Annotated in this window: 15 protein-coding genes, 2 tRNA genes, 2 rRNA genes and 1 riboswitch; of the genes, 15 read left to right on the top strand and 4 right to left on the bottom strand. The window is 43.7% G+C overall.

Features of this window, described 5'->3' with window-relative positions:
• The 8 genes from WQ57_RS20410 to tsaD form a co-directional block, all read left to right on the top strand.
• A 23S ribosomal RNA gene (locus WQ57_RS20410) occupies positions 1-445 on the top strand; the annotation flags it as partial.
• 84 nt (positions 446-529) lie between these two features.
• Positions 530-645 (top strand): 5S ribosomal RNA (rrf, locus tag WQ57_RS20405).
• A 58-nt stretch (positions 646-703) separates the two neighbouring features.
• A tRNA-Met gene (locus WQ57_RS20400) sits at positions 704-777 on the top strand.
• A gap of 16 nt (positions 778-793) precedes the next feature.
• Positions 794-869: transfer RNA gene (locus WQ57_RS20395), tRNA-Asp, on the top strand.
• A gap of 240 nt (positions 870-1,109) precedes the next feature.
• Entirely contained in the window at positions 1,110-1,562 is a 453-nt protein-coding gene (tsaE, locus tag WQ57_RS20390) for a tRNA (adenosine(37)-N6)-threonylcarbamoyltransferase complex ATPase subunit type 1 TsaE (RefSeq protein WP_046525619.1), read from the top strand.
• Complete coding sequence (gene tsaB, locus WQ57_RS20385; RefSeq protein ID WP_046525618.1) at positions 1,559-2,257, top strand: tRNA (adenosine(37)-N6)-threonylcarbamoyltransferase complex dimerization subunit type 1 TsaB; 699 nt, start codon at positions 1,559-1,561, stop codon at positions 2,255-2,257. The genes tsaE and tsaB overlap by 4 nt, the downstream gene beginning before the upstream one ends.
• A gap of 18 nt (positions 2,258-2,275) precedes the next feature.
• On the top strand, positions 2,276-2,725 hold the full coding sequence (gene rimI, locus WQ57_RS20380; protein WP_046525617.1) for a ribosomal protein S18-alanine N-acetyltransferase: 450 nt from the start codon (positions 2,276-2,278) through the stop codon (positions 2,723-2,725).
• Positions 2,722-3,753: a tRNA (adenosine(37)-N6)-threonylcarbamoyltransferase complex transferase subunit TsaD gene (gene tsaD, locus WQ57_RS20375; RefSeq protein ID WP_046525616.1), complete on the top strand. Its 1,032-nt coding sequence runs from the start codon at positions 2,722-2,724 to the stop codon at positions 3,751-3,753. Before rimI ends, tsaD begins: the two co-directional genes overlap by 4 nt.
• Positions 3,754-4,058: 305 nt before the next feature.
• On the opposite strand, the gene WQ57_RS20365 is transcribed toward tsaD, so the two are convergent.
• Positions 4,059-5,978 carry an ABC-F family ATP-binding cassette domain-containing protein gene (locus WQ57_RS20365; protein WP_046525614.1) on the bottom strand — a complete coding sequence of 640 codons (1,920 nt, stop codon included), beginning with the start codon at positions 5,976-5,978 and terminating at the stop codon, positions 4,059-4,061.
• Between the two features lie 176 nt (positions 5,979-6,154).
• Here WQ57_RS20365 and moaC point away from each other — a divergent pair, with 176 nt between their 5' ends.
• Both moaC and WQ57_RS20355 read left to right on the top strand, forming a co-directional pair.
• Positions 6,155-6,652 carry a cyclic pyranopterin monophosphate synthase MoaC gene (gene moaC, locus WQ57_RS20360; protein ID WP_046525613.1) on the top strand — a complete coding sequence of 166 codons (498 nt, stop codon included), beginning with the start codon at positions 6,155-6,157 and terminating at the stop codon, positions 6,650-6,652.
• 27 nt (positions 6,653-6,679) lie between these two features.
• The gene (locus WQ57_RS20355) at positions 6,680-7,330 is read left to right on the top strand and encodes a redox-sensing transcriptional repressor Rex (RefSeq protein ID WP_046525612.1); all 651 of its coding nucleotides are present in this window, start codon (positions 6,680-6,682) and stop codon (positions 7,328-7,330) included.
• Positions 7,331-7,382: 52 nt separating this feature from the next.
• Here the strand turns inward: WQ57_RS20355 and WQ57_RS20350 are convergent, their stop codons facing one another.
• Complete coding sequence (locus WQ57_RS20350) at positions 7,383-7,583, bottom strand: YdiK family protein (RefSeq protein WP_046525611.1); 201 nt, start codon at positions 7,581-7,583, stop codon at positions 7,383-7,385.
• Complete coding sequence (locus tag WQ57_RS20345; protein ID WP_046525610.1) at positions 7,580-8,308, bottom strand: CPBP family intramembrane glutamic endopeptidase; 729 nt, start codon at positions 8,306-8,308, stop codon at positions 7,580-7,582. The genes WQ57_RS20350 and WQ57_RS20345 overlap by 4 nt, the downstream gene beginning before the upstream one ends.
• A gap of 272 nt (positions 8,309-8,580) precedes the next feature.
• Here WQ57_RS20345 and groES point away from each other — a divergent pair, with 272 nt between their 5' ends.
• The 4 genes from groES to WQ57_RS20325 all read left to right on the top strand — a co-directional run bounded on the left by groES (position 8,581) and on the right by WQ57_RS20325 (position 12,937).
• On the top strand, positions 8,581-8,868 hold the full coding sequence (groES, locus tag WQ57_RS20340) for a co-chaperone GroES (protein WP_046525609.1): 288 nt from the start codon (positions 8,581-8,583) through the stop codon (positions 8,866-8,868).
• Positions 8,869-8,925: 57 nt separating this feature from the next.
• Positions 8,926-10,560 carry a chaperonin GroEL gene (gene groL / locus WQ57_RS20335; protein ID WP_046525608.1) on the top strand — a complete coding sequence of 545 codons (1,635 nt, stop codon included), beginning with the start codon at positions 8,926-8,928 and terminating at the stop codon, positions 10,558-10,560.
• 413 nt (positions 10,561-10,973) lie between these two features.
• The gene (locus WQ57_RS20330; RefSeq protein WP_046525607.1) at positions 10,974-12,044 is read left to right on the top strand and encodes an NAD(P)-dependent alcohol dehydrogenase; all 1,071 of its coding nucleotides are present in this window, start codon (positions 10,974-10,976) and stop codon (positions 12,042-12,044) included.
• A 302-nt stretch (positions 12,045-12,346) separates the two neighbouring features.
• On the top strand, positions 12,347-12,937 hold the full coding sequence (locus WQ57_RS20325; RefSeq protein ID WP_046525606.1) for a 50S ribosomal protein L25: 591 nt from the start codon (positions 12,347-12,349) through the stop codon (positions 12,935-12,937).
• Positions 12,938-13,151: 214 nt separating this feature from the next.
• Here WQ57_RS20325 and WQ57_RS20320 read toward each other — a convergent pair whose 3' ends face one another.
• Complete coding sequence (locus WQ57_RS20320) at positions 13,152-13,673, bottom strand: cupin domain-containing protein (RefSeq protein WP_046525605.1); 522 nt, start codon at positions 13,671-13,673, stop codon at positions 13,152-13,154.
• 275 nt (positions 13,674-13,948) lie between these two features.
• Positions 13,949-14,050: riboswitch (purine riboswitch) on the top strand.
• 119 nt (positions 14,051-14,169) lie between these two features.
• Between WQ57_RS20320 and WQ57_RS20315 the strand changes: the two genes are divergently transcribed.
• Positions 14,170-15,321 (top strand): BMP family lipoprotein, encoded by a 1,152-nt coding sequence (locus tag WQ57_RS20315; RefSeq protein WP_046525604.1) that lies wholly within the window; start codon positions 14,170-14,172, stop codon positions 15,319-15,321.
• Positions 15,322-15,393: the final 72 nt, after the last annotated feature.

Raw genomic sequence — 15,393 nt, 5'->3', positions numbered from 1 at the left:
CTTATCTCCCCCAAGAGTCCACATCGACGGGGAGGTTTGGCACCTCGATGTCGGCTCATCGCATCCTGGGGCTGTAGTCGGTCCCAAGGGTTGGGCTGTTCGCCCATTAAAGCGGTACGCGAGCTGGGTTCAGAACGTCGTGAGACAGTTCGGTCCCTATCCGTCGTGGGCGCAGGAAATTTGAGAGGAGCTGTCCTTAGTACGAGAGGACCGGGATGGACGCACCGCTGGTGTACCAGTTGTCTTGCCAAAGGCATCGCTGGGTAGCTATGTGCGGACGGGATAAGTGCTGAAAGCATCTAAGCATGAAGCCCCCCTCAAGATGAGATTTCCCATAGCGTCAAGCTAGTAAGATCCCTGAAAGATGATCAGGTTGATAGGTCAGAGGTGGAAGCGCGGTGACGTGTGGAGCTGACTGATACTAATCGATCGAGGACTTAACCTAATACGTTAAGAACGATACTCGAATGCAAACCTTCTGAAATACATTATCCAGTTTTGAGGGAACAACCCTCATTTGAATACGCAGTCTGGCGGCGATGGCGAGAAGGTCACACCCGTTCCCATGCCGAACACGGAAGTTAAGCTTCTCAGCGCCGATGGTAGTTGGGGGTTTCCCCCTGTGAGAGTAGGACGCTGCCAGGCTGATATTCATTCACCTTTTGAAGGTATATGAATAGAATAGGATTAGGAATATTATCGACGCGGGGTGGAGCAGTCCGGTAGCTCGTCGGGCTCATAACCCGAAGGTCGCAGGTTCAAATCCTGCCCCCGCAATAATCCATTCCTGAAAGGTCCCGTGGTGTAGCGGTTAACATGCCTGCCTGTCACGCAGGAGATCGCGGGTTCGATTCCCGTCGGGACCGCCATTTTTAAAAGAATAATAGATTCAGCAAACGAAACATAGCTTTCGTTTTTTTTATTTTCCTAACCCCTCCTGCCAGGGTATTTTACCTTCTTTTTTGCCCGGCCTCAAAAAATCATGTACACTACATATAGGTCCATTTTATCCTTAGGAGAGAATCCTAAGGTTTTTTTGTATTAGGGAACTCTATCGGCTAAAATGAGGGTAAAATAGATAGATAAACAAGGATATAGGTGATATAGCAATGGCACCATTTGAATTTATTTCTAAATCTGAAGAAGATACGCAAGCCTTGTCCAAGCGCTTGGCTGAATTGCTTAAGCCGGGGGATGTCATTGCCCTTGAAGGCGATTTGGGTGCAGGGAAAACCACTTTTACAAAAGGTCTTGCCGAGGGACTTGGCATTATGAGGAACGTTAATAGTCCGACGTTCACGATTATCAAGGAGTACCAGGGAAGAATGCCCTTATACCATATGGATGTGTACCGTGTAGATTCTTCAGAGGACTTGGGATTTGAAGAGTATTTTGAGGGAGAGGGAGTCACCGTTGTGGAGTGGGCTCATCTGATAGATGCCCAGCTTCCGGAACAGCTTTTGATCCTCCATTTGTATCACGGTGAGGCAGGAACCAGGAAAATCGTGGCGGAACCGAAAGGCAAGAGATATGAACAGTTATGTAAGGAGCTTTTTTCATGAAGATATTATCAATTGATACTTCCAATTATGTCCTTGGGATTGGCCTTGTTGATGATACCCAGGTTATGGGGGAATACATTTCAAACTTGAAAAAAAACCATTCGGTGCGGGTGATGCCAGCGATTCAAACACTTATGAAAGAATGCGGAATCAAGCCTGCGGACCTGGATAAAATCGTTGTCGCTAAGGGACCAGGCTCTTATACAGGTGTAAGGATTGGAGTTACGATAGCAAAAACCCTTTCCTGGACGTTGAATAAGCCGATTGCGGGTGTCTCTAGCCTCGAAGTGCTGGCAGCTTCATCGGGCCGTTATTTTAATGGATACCTTTCTCCACTGTTCGATGCACGCCGGGGGCAGATTTATACCGGCTTATATCAATTCAGCAATGGAAGTATTGCTGCGGTTTATGAGGACCAGTTGGTCATGGCTGCAGACTGGGTGGAAAGGCTAAGGGAACTGGATGCCCCCATTTTGTTTTCCGGCAATGACTTGCCTCTCCATCGGAAAGTAATACAAGAGGCATTAGGTGACCAGGCAATTATGGCAGAGATTACGGAGTATAACCCACGGCCGGCAGAACTTGCCTTTTTGGGCCGAAACAGGCAGGATGAAGATCCGCATGCTTTTGTTCCAAATTATATCCGCCTAGCCGAAGCAGAGGCCAAATGGCTTGAGTCGAAGAAACAACAATAAATTAATAGGAAGATGGCAATGAATAAAACGATCGCTTTTCGACAGATGGAAATCGATGATATAGACAAAATCCACGAGATAGAGTCCAAGTCCTTTGCTACGCCATGGAGCAAGGAGGCTTTTTATAATGAATTGACCAAGAACCGCTTCGCCCTTTACACGGTGATTGAACATGGAAGAGAGGTAGCCGGTTATTGCGGTGCCTGGATCATTGTCGATGAAGTACATATCACCAACATCGCCCTGCTTCCCGATTTCCGGGGAATGGGCCTCGGGGAGGCGCTTATGCGGAAAGTGATGGAGACGGCAAGAAAGATGGGAGTACGAACAATGACATTGGAGGTCAGGGTCAGTAATGACAGGGCCCAGTCCCTGTACCGAAAGCTTGGTTTTCAGGATGGGGCCATTAGGAAAAGATATTATACGGATAATATGGAAGATGCGTTAGTAATGTGGGTGAAGCTATGAAATCGGAAAAAGACCAGTTGATTTTAGGTATAGAAACAAGCTGTGATGAAACCGCAGTAGCCCTTGTGAGAAATGGGAGGGAAATCATCGCCAATGTGGTAGCCTCCCAGATTGAAAGCCATAAACGGTTTGGTGGAGTTGTCCCTGAAATTGCCTCCAGGCACCATGTCGAGCAGGTTACCCTCGTGTTGGAGGAGGCCCTGAAGCAAGCAGGTACAGCAATGGAAGAGATAGATGGAATTGCCGTAACGGAAGGCCCTGGGCTTGTCGGTGCCTTGCTGATCGGCGTAAATGCAGCTAAGGCCCTAGCCTTTGCCCATGATATCCCGCTGCTGGGTGTCCATCATATTGCAGGGCATATATACGCGAACCGGCTGGTAAAGGAAATGGAGTTTCCACTCCTTTCCCTAGTCGTGTCAGGGGGCCATACAGAGCTTGTCTACATGAAGGAGCACGGACATTTTGAAGTGATTGGCGAAACAAGGGACGATGCTGCAGGGGAAGCCTATGACAAAGTGGCGAGGGTATTGAATATGCCTTACCCTGGCGGTCCGCATATCGACAGATTGGCTCATGATGGACAGCCTGAATTGGATCTTCCTCGTGCCTGGCTTGAGCCTGGATCGTACGACTTCAGCTTCAGCGGCTTAAAATCGGCGGTTATCAACACTGTCCACAATGCAGAACAGCGTGGGGAAAAAATTGCGCCCGAAACGCTTGCTGCAAGCTTCCAGGCCAGCGTCATTGATGTGCTTGTCACAAAAACGGTGCAGGCAGCAAAAGAGTATAAGGTGAAACAAGTATTGCTTGCTGGCGGAGTAGCGGCCAATAAAGGCCTAAGAACCGCGTTGCAGGAAGAATTTAAAAAGCAGGAAAACGTTGAACTGGTTATCCCTCCGCTGTCTTTATGCACAGATAATGCGGCCATGATTGCTGCCGTTGGAAGTGTTATGTATGAAAAAGGCCAGCGTTCGGATCTTACCCTGAACGGCAATCCAGGCCTGGAAATAACTATCCACAATGATTAATAAGAAAGTTTTTCTTTTTAACAGAAATTTCTGTGGATAACCACTTGATAAATACCGGATACTGTTGATAGTGTGGATAAAAAAGCGTATTTTTGTGGATATTGTGGAAAACAGTTGAAAACTCGCTAAGATAGCATGTTTGTTTGTGAATAACTCTGTGAATAAAAAAAATCCCGGGAGCTTCCCGGGATTTTTTTATGTCTAGCTCCAGCGCCTGCACCCTCGAGTGATCACTCCAGAATTGAAGGCATAGAGCGCCTCCAATTCTTATGCTGGCGGGGATGACCAAGGCGCTTACGCTTTTCTTATTCAGCAATCTCCGCCCATTCTTCCATCAGAGCCTCGATTTGCTGCTTTGCACTCTCAAGTTTTTCATTCAGCTCGGCCACTTTTTGGTGGTCCTGGAAGATTTTCGGATCGCAAAGGAGTTCTTCGAAATGGGAGACATCTGCTTCAAGGGTTTCAATAGAAGCTTCAATTTCTTCGATTCGTCTTTTGCGCTGGCGTTCCAGCCTTTTCGCTTCCTTATCCTGTTGATAACTTGTTTTTACAGATAGAACAGGTGAAGAGGGTGCCGTTTTTTGAGCTGATAGTGCCTCAAGTTCTTCCTGCTCCAGTTTTTTCTCCAGATAATAATCATAGTCTCCAAGGTATTCAGCGGCAGAGGTGCTTTGAAGTTCAATCACTTTTGTGGCAATCCTGTTGATAAAATAACGATCATGCGAAACAAAAAGGATTGTGCCTGGATAGTCGATCAGAGCATTTTCAAGCACTTCCTTGCTGTCCAAATCCAAATGGTTCGTTGGCTCGTCCAGGATCAGGAAGTTTGCCTTTTCCATCATCAGCTTGGCCAGTGCAAGGCGCGCTTTCTCTCCCCCTGACAAGGAGGAAACAGTTTTTAGGACATCATCGCCCGAAAACAGGAAATTGCCAAGCACGGTGCGAATGTCTTTCTCCGGCTTGAGGGGATATTCATCCCATAACTCGTTTAGAACTTTCTTTTTGGATGTAAGCTCAGCCTGCTCCTGGTCATAATAGCCTATGGAAACATTGGATCCATATTGGATCTCTCCTGCCAATGCCGGAAGTTTATTGACAATGGTCTTCAATAGCGTCGATTTGCCAACACCATTGGGGCCGACCAGGGCAATGCTGTCGTTTCGGTTAATCCGGAGAGAAATGTTCTCTGAAATTTTTTCACTGCCATAGCCAATCGCCAGGGAGTCCACTTTTAAAACATCATTGCCGCTTTGGCGTTCGATATCAAACGAGAAGGAAGCCGATTTTTCGTCTCCGGCAGGGCGGTCAAGCCGCTCGATTTTTTGCAATTGCTTGCGCCTGCTCTGGGCCCGTTTTGTCGTGGAGGCGCGGGCCAGGTTGCGCTGAACAAAGTCTTCCAGTTTAGTGATTTCATCCTGCTGCTTCTCGTACAATTTTAAATCCCTTTCATAATTTTCAGCCTTCTGATCAAGATAGGAACTGTAATTCCCATGGAACCTGGTGATTTTATGGCGCGACAGCTCAAAAACCTGGTTTACAACCTTATCAAGAAAATACCGGTCATGGGAAACAATCAGAATGGCACCAGGATAACCCTGGAGATACTGCTCCAGCCAGGACAGGGTCTCAATATCCAAGTGGTTGGTCGGCTCATCCAGGATCAATATATCGGGACGGGAAAGCAAGAGCTTGGCAAGAGCAAGTCTTGTTTTCTGGCCGCCGCTCAAAGTGGATATTTTCGTGTTATAATCAAAGGAGCCGAAGCGCAGTCCGTGAAGAACAGACCGGATATCAGCTTCGTATTGATAGCCTCCCAGGTCTTTAAACTGAATCTGCAAAAGGTCATATTCCTTAAGGATCTGCTCATAACGGGCGCTATCAGGGGAAGTGCCGGAATCAGCCATTTCTCCTTCCAGCTTCCTGAGGTCCTGTTCCATTTTACGAAGATTGTCAAAAACCGTCAGCATCTCTTCCCAGATGGACTGGCTGGATTCAAGGCCGGTATTTTGGGCCAAATAGCCGATGGATACGCCTTTTGGCCTGATGATTTCACCACTGTCATAGCTGGATTGTCCAGCGATGATTTTCAGCAGCGTCGATTTCCCGGCGCCATTGCGTCCCACCAGGGCGACACGATCCTGTGTCTGTATCTCAAGTTTAATATTTGATAAAATCAATTCTGCAGCAAAGTATTTTGTCAGTTGATTTACCTGTAATAAAATCATATTTTTCACCTCAAATGCTTATCTTTAGTGTACCTGATTGAGTATATCCCGGCAAATAAGGTGAAGTTTTTGAGCTTCTTTTCAGAGAAAAGGAATGCAAATATGTGAAAATAGATACAATGTTCATACACAATATTGTCAAAATAGTGTATAGTTTTGTTGAAAGGAGCTAGAAAATGGCAGAGTTTACTCATTTTAATGAAGAAGGCAGGGCCAAGATGGTCGATGTCAGTGCGAAACCTGAAAGTGTGCGGACGGCCATTGCCCGTTCCAGCATCATTGTAAATAAAGAAATCTATGAAAAAATTAATGAAAATAAAATAAAAAAAGGCGATGTTTTGGCTGTTGCCCAGGTAGCAGGCATCATGGCATGCAAAAAAACATCTGAAATCATTCCTATGTGCCATCCGCTGCCCCTGACAGGGATTGATATCTCCTTTTCATGGGAGAAAGCGGGAGCCGATGAATATATTCTGGATATCTCCGCATCTGTGAAAACAAAAGGGAATACGGGAGTAGAAATGGAAGCGTTAACAGCCGCCTCCGTTACAGCTTTAACTGTTTATGATATGTGCAAGGCAGTCGACAAGGGCATGGTCATAGGCAAAACATATCTTGTCGAAAAGACAGGCGGCAAGAACGGCGATTTTAACCGGGAACAAAAATTGAGATAATGACAGTTCATGAAGGGGGGGTGGAGAATGTCAAACGAGACGATGAAAATTCCGCAGGCAACGGCAAAAAGGCTTCCGCTTTATTACCGTTTTTTACTGAACCTGCATTCTTCAGGAAAACAAAGGGTGTCATCCGCTGAACTAAGCGAGGCGGTCAAGGTTGATTCGGCTACCATTCGCAGGGATTTCTCCTATTTCGGCGCCTTGGGGAAGAAGGGCTATGGCTACAACGTCAACTATCTCCTGACGTTTTTCCGCAAGACACTCGATCAGGATGAAACCACCAAGGTAGCCTTAATAGGAGTAGGAAATCTCGGCACGGCATTTTTACATTACAATTTTTCCAAAAACAATAATACCAAAATTGAAGTCGCATTTGATGTCGATGAGGAGAAAATTGGCACACAAATTGGCGATGTACGCGTTTGTTCCATGGATGACCTTGAAAAAGTGATCATTGAGCAGGAAATACAGGTAGCCATCCTGACGATTCCCTCAGCGGTTGCGCAAACCATTACCGATAGGCTTGCCAAGTCCAATATTAAAGGCATCCTTAATTTTACTCCGGCAAGGCTCAATGTGCCGTCATCCATCCGGATCCATCATATCGATCTGGCGGTCGAACTTCAGTCCCTTATTTACTTCCTTAAGCATTATCCATCGCCGGAGGAAGAATAGGAAAAACAGCCAGTGCGCATGCAAGCACACTGGCTGTTTTCGTTCATCCAGGTTACTTTTTCTGGATCGTTTTCAATTTAAAGTGGAAAAGAATCATTCTGATGCCTGACCCGAGGTCGAAAGTCGCGATCACGACCAGCAGGTAGGAAAAGAATCCCCAGCCCTGGTCATTCACATTCTGCACGGCAAAATAGGTGAACAGAAGCCCAAGGATGAGATAGACAATGCCTGAGAATAAGGGCGAGCGTTTCATAGAAGTCCTCCAATAAAGCTTTGAATTTGTTCTGCTTCCTTAATCATTCTCTCCAAATCCTCGCGGAATACAGATTGAACCAGGACGACTAGGGTGTTCATCGCGACATGGGCAAAAATCGGGACGATGATCCTTTTGGTTTTCACATAGAGGAAGGCAAAGGTAAAGCCCATGGCGGAATATAGAATCACATGTTCCGGTTCAAAATGAGCCAGCGCAAAGATGACTGAGCTGATCAGCGCTGATAAAAAGAAGCCGAAGCGCCTATATAGGCTGCCAAAAATAACCTTCCGGAACACAATTTCCTCCAAAATCGGTCCCAGGACGGAACTGACCAGGATGATAATCGGGAACTGCTCAATCAGGCGGATGATTTGTTCTGTATTGTCCGAGCCCATTTCAATCCCCAGCATATTTTCAATGCTTGCCGCCATACTCTGGGCGAACAAGGCCAGGAAAACACCGAAAACACCCCACATAACCGAACGGAAGGGGCCGGCAGCATCCCGCAGATCTGCTTTCGGCTCCCTCCTCAGCAGAAGGAGAATGATAATCAGTGCAAGCGAAAAGCTGAAGACAAGCCAATACGGGACAGCCAGAAGCTGCATTTCATTCAATTCCATTCCCATCATCGTGCCGATGAATACAAACAGCGGAACGCCAATGAAGCTTGATAGCTGCATGGCAATATAAGCAATTAAGATGAACCAGTATTTCTTTTTCAATAGTATTGAGTCTCCTTTGTTTGGCTATCCTTCTATTTTCCAATAAAACATACCAAAGTTCAAATGGTAGGCTGTAAGGAATTTTTGCCTTTCCCGGGTTAAAAAAAGCAAATGGGACTATACTGTATATGGCAGAAAAAATTGAAAAATATTTTAACTTGAAGCTTGCAAAATAATGGGAGATTATTTAATATATAAATTGTGTTAGCACTCAAATGAGGAGAGTGCTAATAATCCACTAAATTACATATTATTTGAGGAGGTTGTTTAACTTGATCAAGCCATTAGGTGATCGCATTGTAATCGAGCTTGTTGAGTCTGAAGAAAAAACTGCAAGCGGTATCGTTTTACCTGACTCAGCTAAAGAGAAGCCTCAGGAAGGCAAAGTTGTAGCTGTAGGTTCCGGCCGTGTTCTTGAAAGCGGAGAGCGCGTTGCTTTGGAGGTAAACGTTGGCGACCGCATCATCTTCTCAAAATACGGTGGTACAGAAGTGAAGTACCAGGGTACTGAGTACCTGATCCTGCGCGAAAGCGACATCCTGGCAGTTGTAGGCGAATAAAGCTACCCGGGACATTAGAATAGAAAGTAGCGAAAATCACGAGGAGGTTTTTATACGATGGCTAAAGAGATTAAGTTTAGTGAAGAAGCGCGCCGCGCGATGCTTCGCGGAGTTGACACTCTTGCGGATGCCGTAAAAGTTACTCTTGGACCAAAAGGACGCAACGTGGTTCTTGAAAAGAAATTCGGTTCCCCGCTTATTACGAACGATGGTGTAACCATTGCAAAAGAAATCGAATTGGAAGACGCTTTTGAAAACATGGGTGCAAAGCTTGTTGCTGAAGTAGCAAGCAAAACAAACGATGTAGCCGGTGACGGTACAACTACTGCAACTGTGCTTGCACAGGCCATGATCCGTGAAGGCCTTAAGAACGTTACAGCTGGTGCAAACCCAATGGGCATCCGCAAAGGGATCGAAAAAGCGGTTGCCACTGCAGTTACAGAACTAAAAGCAATTTCCAAGCCAATCGAAGGCAAGGAATCCATCGCCCAGGTTGCTGCCATTTCTTCAGCTGATGAAGAAGTAGGCCAACTGATTGCTGAAGCAATGGAACGCGTTGGCAACGACGGCGTCATCACAATTGAAGAATCCAAAGGGTTCACAACTGAACTGGACGTAGTAGAAGGTATGCAGTTTGACCGCGGATATGCTTCTCCATACATGGTAACTGATTCCGACAAGATGGAAGCAGTCCTTGAAAATCCATATATCCTGATCACTGACAAGAAGATTGCCAGCATCCAGGAAATCCTGCCAGTTCTTGAGCAAGTAGTACAGCAAGGCAAGCCATTATTGATGATCGCTGAAGATGTTGAAGGGGAAGCCCTTGCTACATTGGTAGTCAACAAGCTTCGCGGAACATTCAACGCTGTTGCTGTCAAAGCTCCTGGCTTCGGTGACCGCCGCAAGGCTATGCTTGAAGACATCGCTGCCCTTACTGGCGGAGAAGTCATTACAGAAGAGCTTGGCCGCGATCTTAAGAGTGCAACAATCGACTCTCTTGGCCGCGCTGCGAAAGTCGTTGTTTCCAAAGAAAACACGACAATCGTTGAAGGTGCTGGAGACAGCGCGCAAATCGGTGCACGCGTTAACCAAATCCGCGTTCAATTGGAAGAAACAACTTCCGAATTCGACCGTGAAAAACTTCAGGAGCGCCTTGCTAAATTGGCAGGCGGCGTTGCAGTCATCAAAGTTGGTGCTGCTACTGAAACAGAATTGAAAGAGCGCAAGCTTCGCATCGAGGATGCCCTGAACTCAACTCGCGCTGCAGTTGAAGAAGGAATCGTATCCGGCGGTGGAGTTGCCCTTCTGAATGTATACAACAAAGTGGCTGAGCTTGAGGCTGAAGGCGATGTACAAACTGGTATCAACATTGTTCTGCGTGCAATTGAAGAGCCAGTGCGCACAATCGCACACAACGCAGGCCTTGAAGGGTCTGTCATCGTTGACCGCCTGAAGCGCGAAGAAATCGGCACAGGCTTCAACGCTGCTACTGGCGAATGGGTGAACATGATCCAGGCTGGTATCGTTGACCCAACTAAAGTTACTCGTTCTGCTCTTCAAAACGCAGCAAGCGTTGCGGCTATGTTCCTGACAACTGAAGCAGTTGTTGCTGACAAGCCGGAGCCAGCTGGTGCAGGCGGCGGAATGCCTGACATGGGCGGAATGGGCGGAATGGGCGGCATGATGTAATTTGCCCCTCGAACCCTTGATAGATAAGGATTTGTTGGTAAGGTGAGAGTGGTTTGCTAATCTAGAGGCTTCTCAAAAGTTGTGAAAACTTTTGGGAAGCTTCTTTTTTTATTTTCTTATTTAACATATTTTCTTTGAAAAGCTAACATATGTTCATCAATCGAGCCAGATTGCGGAGTACATCTCTAATGAGCCAAACGATTGTCGGGGAAATGAGTGTCACTTTTATTGATTTAATCTAACCGTATTTGGACTCAACGTTTATTTTTATACGGATGGGGAACGGGATTAGAGATAAGGTCTACTCGGGATGGTGCAGAAAGAGGAAACAAATAGACTATCTCCGGAAATTCCTGCGAATGAATTGCTATTAGAAAGCAGATACAAACTTTAGATAAGGAGAGAATATAATTATGAAAATACAAGCTGCAGTAACCCCCAAAACGGGACACCCTTTTGAAATTACTGACATCGAACTGCCTGAACTTGGTCCGAAGGATGTTTTAATAAAAGTAACAGCATCCGGGATTTGTCATACTGATGTTTCAGGGAGAGACACCGGTATGGTTAACCCACCCGCAGTTCTTGGTCATGAAGGCGCTGGAATTGTTGAAGAGATAGGATCTGAAGTTACTGAATTGCAAAAAGGAGATCATGTGGTTGTCTCATTTGCAAGTTGCGGAAAATGTGATAATTGTTTAGCTAATCACCCTGCACATTGCAGGTATTATGCTGACCTTAATTTAAATAGTCATATAGATCAAGATACCAATAAATTGGTTTCCAGATTCTTTGGACAATCTTCCTTTGCAACATACTCACTCGTTAACAAAAGGAATGTTGTCAAAATTGATAAGGATATGGACTTAGCTTTAGCGGCTCCACTAGGTTGTGGCTTACAAACAGGAGCTAGTACTGTTTTGAATGTGCTAAAACCTAAAGCAGGTAGTTCAATTGCGGTATTTGGAGTCGGGGCTGTTGGATTAAGTGCCATTATGGCTGCTAAAATTGCAGGTTGCGAACATATTATTGGAATTGATCTCCATGAAAATCGCTTAGAACTTGCTGAAGAGTTGGGGGCGACAGCTACTATTAAAAGTGGCAAAGATGTCGAGATTGCCGAAAAGATCAAAGATATTACTGGGGCAAGAGTGCAGAATGTACTTGATACTACTGGAGTAGATATGGTAATCGAACAAGCAGTCGCATCATTGGATACTTTTGGAAAACTTGCTACTGTCGTTACTGATTATAGTCTTACTATACCTTTGGAAACCTTAGCACTGGGAGGTATCAGTATTGTAGGAACCAGTCAAGGAGATGCAATTCCACAAAAATTTATTCCAGAATTGATTTCTTACTATAAGAAGGGACAATTTCCATTTGACCGAATGGTAAAATTCTATGAATTTGAACAAATAAATGAGGCCTTCGAAGAATCAGAGAATGGTTCAGTTATTAAACCTGTTTTAAAAATGAATTAATGTAATAACGCCCTCACAGCCTTGATTTATAAGGATTTGTTGGCAACTTGCTGCATTTTGCCAACATAAAGGAAATGAACGGAGGCCTCTCAAGAGTTCAGTGAACTTTTGAGAGGCCTCTTTTTTCATTTGCATAAACATCCTTGGCGGTATTCAAAACCTCCCAAACCTGGATAGAGTTATAACTCAGCTAAGCAATCGGGTTAATTTGAAATAACATAATGGTTTGGATATACTTGAATTGTAAGACAATTTTAGTTGTCTTGGAATGACCTAAAGGAAAAGAGAAAGGTGGAAGTTAAGTGAATACGTTAGTAGCTGAAAAAAGAAAGATTGTAAAAAAATCTGCATTGAAAAAATTGAGATTGGATGGGGGAATCCCAGGCATCGTTTATGGAAGGGATATGGATACGAGGTCGATTTTTATTAAAAACACCGATTTATTAAGAGTCATAAAAGGTGTTGGCAGAAATGGAATAATATCTCTGAATCTTGATGGAAAATCAAAAAATGTGATTTTAAGGGATTACCAGAATGACCCGGTAACAAAAGATATGCTTCACGTGGATTTTCTTCACGTAGATAAGGACACTGAAATTGATACAAAAGTCAGTGTGATCCTAAAGGGGACATCGGCTGGTGAGAAAGCCGGAGGGGTTGTTAAACAATATCTTCACGAATTGGATATAACAGCAAAAGCAAATGATATACCTGATAATATTGAAATAGACATGACTAATTTTCAAATCGGCCATGCTGTAAAAATATCAGATGTTAAATTAGATTATGGCAACTGCACCATCAAGCATGAGGATGAAGAAACCATTGTCATCATTGACTATGTGAAATCGGTCACGGAGGAAGAAGAGGAGCCTAGTGCAGTTGAATCTTAAAAATAAGGTTATAGTATTTGCCCGCTAAGCTAATAAACTATCAACCTATTTCATTTCAAATGTATAGAACTCCATCTCTTTTTCCATTAAAAGTATAAATAACGGGAAAAGTGATGTCAATATTTTTGGAATATATTCTGCTGTTTTTTAATATTAGTCGAGGCTTCCCAAAAGTGGAGTAAACTTTTGGGAAGCCTCTTTTTTATCGTTGTCATTAATCAGGAATGATTTCATAGGCCATCTTCATGATTACCTCTTTATGCTGAGGATATTTTAACAGAAGTTCGCTTTGTGTGAATAACTCAAAGTCCTTATATTCAAAACCTGGCGATACCATACATCCCACCAAAGAGAAGGTATCCTCACCCATGACAGATGATCCAAAGATGGCATTCTTCGGAACTAATGCTTGTGGGACTTCTCCTTCATCGAGATTCAATCCTAATTTCATTTCTTTATACTCCCCATTTTCCTCAATCATATGAATTGTTAGAGGGCTGCCTGCATGAAAATACCATAATTCGTCAGATTTTAAGCGATGAAAATGGGAAATGTCCTTCGACGTTAATAGAAAATAAATACTCGTATATAGTCTGCGCTTCCCTTCGAAATCCACGGTTAACTCTTTATCGGAGGTCACCTCTGCAGATTGAAATGTTTCTCTATAATATCCGCCTTCTTTATGGGGAGTTAGTCCAAGTTTTGAAATATAAAATTGCGGGTCATGACGATTCATAGCAAATACCTCCAATTAGATAAGTGATTTTTTTAAAATAACAGAAAAATTATTTCTAGACAATATTCTATTCCGGTTTTCATAAACATTAACTGCTCGATTATCCATATTATCCATGAATTCACTTGTTAGTATTGGTGTAATGTTTTGTTATAAGAAAAACCGGTCGTGATTTTCTGGCTATTTTCCTCTTATTTCCGAACGTTAATGTTTATTTTTATAAAAGTATTCGCATTTTTGTTGACATCCCCATTTTCGAGTGTTACTATGGGTTTGTAAAAATTAAATATTATTCTCGTATAATATTGGGGATATGGCCCGAAAGTTTCTACCAAGCTACCGTAAATGGCTTGACTACGAGGTGTGTATATAAATATGGGGATAAGCTTTATTTCCCATTCCCTTATTTACCCCCCTCAGTCAAGCACCGGTATAAATCGGTGCTTTTTTTAATTTTTACAAAAACAACCATGATAAACAGAGGGGGATCCATTCGATGGAGAAAAATACAAAGAAATTTGTAATGATATTATTCATTGCATTTATGGCTGCTGTTTTGGCAGCGTGCGGAAATAAATCAGCAACTGAAAATGAAGCTGAAGCTGGAACAGGTGAAGAGGGATTGAAAATTGCCATTGTGACAAGCCCTTCAGGTGTGGATGATGGCAGCTTTAATGAAGATAATTATAACGGTATTTTGAGCTTTATTGAAAATCATCCGACAGCAACCGTAAAGGCTGTAAAAGAAGAAACTGGTGATCCGGCTGCGGCAGTACAAGCGGTTGCTGATATTGTCGCGGACTATGACGTGATTGTGACACCTGGTTTTCAATTTGCCGGGGTTTCCAGCCTGGCGGTAGAAAACCCTGATAAAATCTTTATCCTGAATGACTCTGAGCCTGCGCCTGTAGGTGATCAAAAAGATTTCGAAAATATTTACGCCATGAACTTTGCTGAACAAGAAAGTGGCTTTTTTGCAGGAATGGCCGCCGCACTTGAAACAAAAACAAATAAAGTAGCCGTTGTAAACGGTATCGCTTATCCATCAAATGTAAATTATCAATTTGGCTTTGAATCAGGTGTGAATTATGCCAATGCTGTTTTTGGCAAAAATGTAGAAGTCGTTGAGCTGTCAGGGTATTCAGGGACTGATGTAAATGGAACTGACGTTGGCGGGAACTATGCGGGATCCTTTGCAGATCCAGCAACGGGTAAAGTGGTTGGGAACGCCTTGATTGAAAAAGGTGCAGATATTATCTTTGTTGCCGCAGGCGGCACTGGAAATGGTGTATTCACAGCAGTTAAAGAAGCTAAAGAAGATGTTAAGGTAATTGGTGTCGATGTTGACCAATTTGGTGAAGGTGTAAATGGTTCTGAAAATATCGTATTGACATCTGCGGTAAAATTCATGGCTATGAATATTGAAAAAGCATTAAATTCTGTTGTTGATGGAAGCTTTAAAGGCGGAAATGTCGTTCTTCATGCAGATACAGATTCCACCGGATTTATAAAAGACGAAGGACGTCATCAATTATCAGAGGATACACTTAATAAAATGAATGAAGCTTACGAGCTGGTAAAAGACGGCACAATCGTACCTGCATCCAATTTCAATGGCCATACTCCAGAAAAGTTTCCAGGGTTATAAGAGATAGAAATAAATATAAAATGACCCATTAGAAAGAAGTTTATCATTCCCTCCATTTAAAAACTGGGGAAT

The sequence above is a fragment of the Mesobacillus campisalis genome (assembly GCF_000986785.1).
Classification (GTDB): domain Bacteria; phylum Bacillota; class Bacilli; order Bacillales; family Cytobacillaceae; genus Mesobacillus_B; species Mesobacillus_B campisalis.
Note: the sequence above shows the minus strand (reverse complement) of the source record. Positions and strands in the feature narration are given on the sequence as shown.

Bases quoted from the DNA above. Each gene is read 5' to 3' on its own strand.
- WQ57_RS20350 (WP_046525611.1), bottom strand. From the start codon at position 7,583: ATGAAACGCTCGCCCTTATTCTCAGGCATTGTCTATCTCATCCTTGGG.
- WQ57_RS20365 (WP_046525614.1), bottom strand. From the start codon at position 5,978: ATGATTTTATTACAGGTAAATCAACTGACAAAATACTTTGCTGCAGAA.
- tsaE (WP_046525619.1), top strand. From the start codon at position 1,110: ATGGCACCATTTGAATTTATTTCTAAATCTGAAGAAGATACGCAAGCC.
- moaC (WP_046525613.1), top strand. From the start codon at position 6,155: ATGGCAGAGTTTACTCATTTTAATGAAGAAGGCAGGGCCAAGATGGTC.
- WQ57_RS20320 (WP_046525605.1), bottom strand. From the start codon at position 13,673: ATGAATCGTCATGACCCGCAATTTTATATTTCAAAACTTGGACTAACT.
- groL (WP_046525608.1), top strand. From the start codon at position 8,926: ATGGCTAAAGAGATTAAGTTTAGTGAAGAAGCGCGCCGCGCGATGCTT.
- tsaD (WP_046525616.1), top strand. From the start codon at position 2,722: ATGAAATCGGAAAAAGACCAGTTGATTTTAGGTATAGAAACAAGCTGT.
- rimI (WP_046525617.1), top strand. From the start codon at position 2,276: ATGAATAAAACGATCGCTTTTCGACAGATGGAAATCGATGATATAGAC.
- WQ57_RS20355 (WP_046525612.1), top strand. From the start codon at position 6,680: ATGTCAAACGAGACGATGAAAATTCCGCAGGCAACGGCAAAAAGGCTT.
- WQ57_RS20315 (WP_046525604.1), top strand. From the start codon at position 14,170: ATGGAGAAAAATACAAAGAAATTTGTAATGATATTATTCATTGCATTT.
- tsaB (WP_046525618.1), top strand. From the start codon at position 1,559: ATGAAGATATTATCAATTGATACTTCCAATTATGTCCTTGGGATTGGC.
- WQ57_RS20330 (WP_046525607.1), top strand. From the start codon at position 10,974: ATGAAAATACAAGCTGCAGTAACCCCCAAAACGGGACACCCTTTTGAA.